The following is a 2,595-nucleotide window of genomic DNA, read 5'->3' as shown; positions in this document are numbered from 1 at the left end:
GGCCGAGCCGGTCGTCGAGGCCGCCCCGCCGGCCCGGACCCGCCGCCGCGCCACCCGCCGCGCCGCCGCCCCCGAGGCCACCCCGGACGCCGCGGCCGAGCCGGCCGCCCCGGCCGGCGAGGCCCTGCCCGAGGCCACCGTCGAGGCCATCGCCTCCCACGGTGCCGAGGTCGCCGCCGCCGAGATCGCCGCCCGCCGTCGCCGCGGCCGCCGCCGCGTCAGCAGCCCGCAGTTCACCTCCGAGCCGCCCGCCGCCGAGGACGCCCCGCGCCGCCGGCGCGCCGAGCGCCCGGCCGTCGCCGTCTTCCAGGCCCCGGTCTTCGCCGAGCCGATGTTCCAGACGCCGGAGACCGCCGCGTTCGCCGCCGCCGCTGCCGAGGTCGAGGAGGAGGAGCCGGAGGAGACGGAGGAGACCGTCGCCGAGACGGTCGAGGCCGTCGAGCCCGCCGAGCGCGCCGAGACCGGTTCGCGCCGCCGTCGCCGCCGCCGCGGCGAGCCCGTCGCCGTCGAGCCCGTCCCGTCGACCGTCGCCGACGAGCCCGAGGTCGAGCACGTCGCCGACGAGGCCGAGGAGGAGGCCGAGGAGTCCGAGGACGCCGACGAGTACGGCGACCGCCCCTCCCGCCGCCGTCGTCGGGGCGGACGTCGCCGTCGCCGCGGCGAGTCCGCCGAGTCGGAGGAGTCCGACGAGTCCGACGAGTCCGAGGACTTCCACGCCGAGGACACCGAGGAGGAGTCGGAGGAGTCCGAGGAGTCCGACGAGGACTCCGGCCTGTCCGGCAGCAGCAGCTCCCGCCGCCGCCGTCGTCGTCGCCGCCGCAGCGGTGACGCCGCCGGCGAGGGCGACTCCGCCGACGAGGACGGCGTCCGCACGGTCGTCAAGGTCCGCGAGCCCCGCCCGGCCCGCGAGAAGGCCGAGCCGTCCGACGAGGTGCAGTCCATCAAGGGCTCCACCCGTCTGGAGGCCAAGAAGCAGCGCCGCCGCGAGGGCCGCGAGCAGGGCCGCCGTCGCGTCCCGATCATCACCGAGGCCGAGTTCCTGGCCCGCCGCGAGGCCGTCGAGCGCGTCATGGTCGTCCGCCAGAACGGCGAGCGCACCCAGATCGGCGTCCTGGAAGACAACGTGCTCGTCGAGCACTACGTCAACAAGGAGCAGGCCACCTCGTACGTCGGCAACGTCTACCTGGGCAAGGTCCAGAACGTGCTGCCGTCGATGGAGGCCGCCTTCGTCGACATCGGCAAGGGCCGCAACGCCGTCCTGTACGCCGGCGAGGTCAACTTCGAGGCGCTCGGCATGGGCCACGGCCCGCGCCGCATCGAGTCCGCCCTCAAGTCCGGCCAGTCGGTCCTGGTGCAGGTCACCAAGGACCCGATCGGCCACAAGGGCGCCCGCCTCACCAGCCAGGTCTCCCTCCCGGGCCGCTACCTCGTGTACGTCCCCGAGGGCTCGATGACCGGCATCAGCCGCAAGCTCCCGGACACCGAGCGCGCCCGGCTGAAGACCATCCTCAAGAAGATCGTCCCCGAGGACGCGGGCGTCATCGTGCGCACCGCCGCCGAGGGCGCGAGCGAGGACGAGCTGCGCCGTGACGTCGAGCGCCTGCAGGCGCAGTGGGCCGACATCCAGAAGAAGGCGAGCCAGATCTCGACCTCCGCGCCGAGCCTGCTCTACGGCGAGCCGGACATGACCGTCCGGGTCGTCCGCGACATCTTCAACGAGGACTTCTCCAAGGTCATCGTGAGCGGTGACGACGCCTGGGAGACCATCCACGGCTACGTCTCGCACGTCGCGCCCGACCTGGCCGACCGCCTGACGCGGTGGACCAGCGAGGTCGACGTCTTCGCCACCTACCGGATCGACGAGCAGCTGATGAAGGCGCTCGACCGGAAGGTCTGGCTGCCGTCCGGCGGCTCGCTGGTGATCGACAAGACCGAGGCGATGATCGTCGTCGACGTCAACACCGGCAAGTTCACCGGCCAGGGCGGCAACCTGGAGGAGACCGTCACCAGGAACAACCTGGAGGCGGCCGAGGAGATCGTGCGCCAGCTGCGGCTGCGAGACCTCGGCGGCATCGTCGTCATCGACTTCATCGACATGGTCCTGGAGTCCAACCGCGACCTGGTGCTCCGCCGCCTCCTGGAGTGCCTGGGCCGGGACCGGACCAAGCACCAGGTGGCCGAGGTCACCTCGCTCGGCCTGGTGCAGATGACCCGCAAGCGGGTCGGCCAGGGCCTCCTGGAGTCCTTCTCCGAGACCTGCGTCCACTGCAACGGCCGCGGTGTCATCGTCCACATGGAGCAGCCGGCCACCCACGGTGGCGGCGGTGGCGGCAAGCGGGCGAAGAAGCGCGGCCGCGGCGGCGACGAGCACGTGCACGAGCACGAGCACGCCCACGAGGCCGAGACCGCGGTGGAGACCGAGACCGAGGCCGAGGTGGCGGCCGAGCTGGCCGCCCCGGTGGCCGTGCCGGTGCCGATCGCCCCGGACGAGGAGCTGTACGGCCGCGTCGCCGAGGCCGAGGCCGCCGCGACGCGCGGTCGTGGCCGCCGCCGCGCCACCCGCAGGGCGACCGCGCCGGTGACCCCGGCCGCCGC

Annotated in this window: 1 protein-coding gene; it reads left to right on the top strand. The window is 74.1% G+C overall.

Going from position 1 to position 2,595, the window contains the following annotated elements:
- Positions 1-2,595: Rne/Rng family ribonuclease (locus IE321_RS41290; protein WP_190226755.1), on the top strand; the 2,595-nt coding region annotated here is incomplete at both ends.

The sequence above is a fragment of the Streptomyces hydrogenans genome (genome assembly GCF_014656075.1).
GTDB classification, from domain to species: Bacteria; Actinomycetota; Actinomycetes; order Streptomycetales; family Streptomycetaceae; genus Streptomyces; species Streptomyces hydrogenans.
Note: the sequence above shows the minus strand (reverse complement) of the source record. Positions and strands in the feature narration are given on the sequence as shown.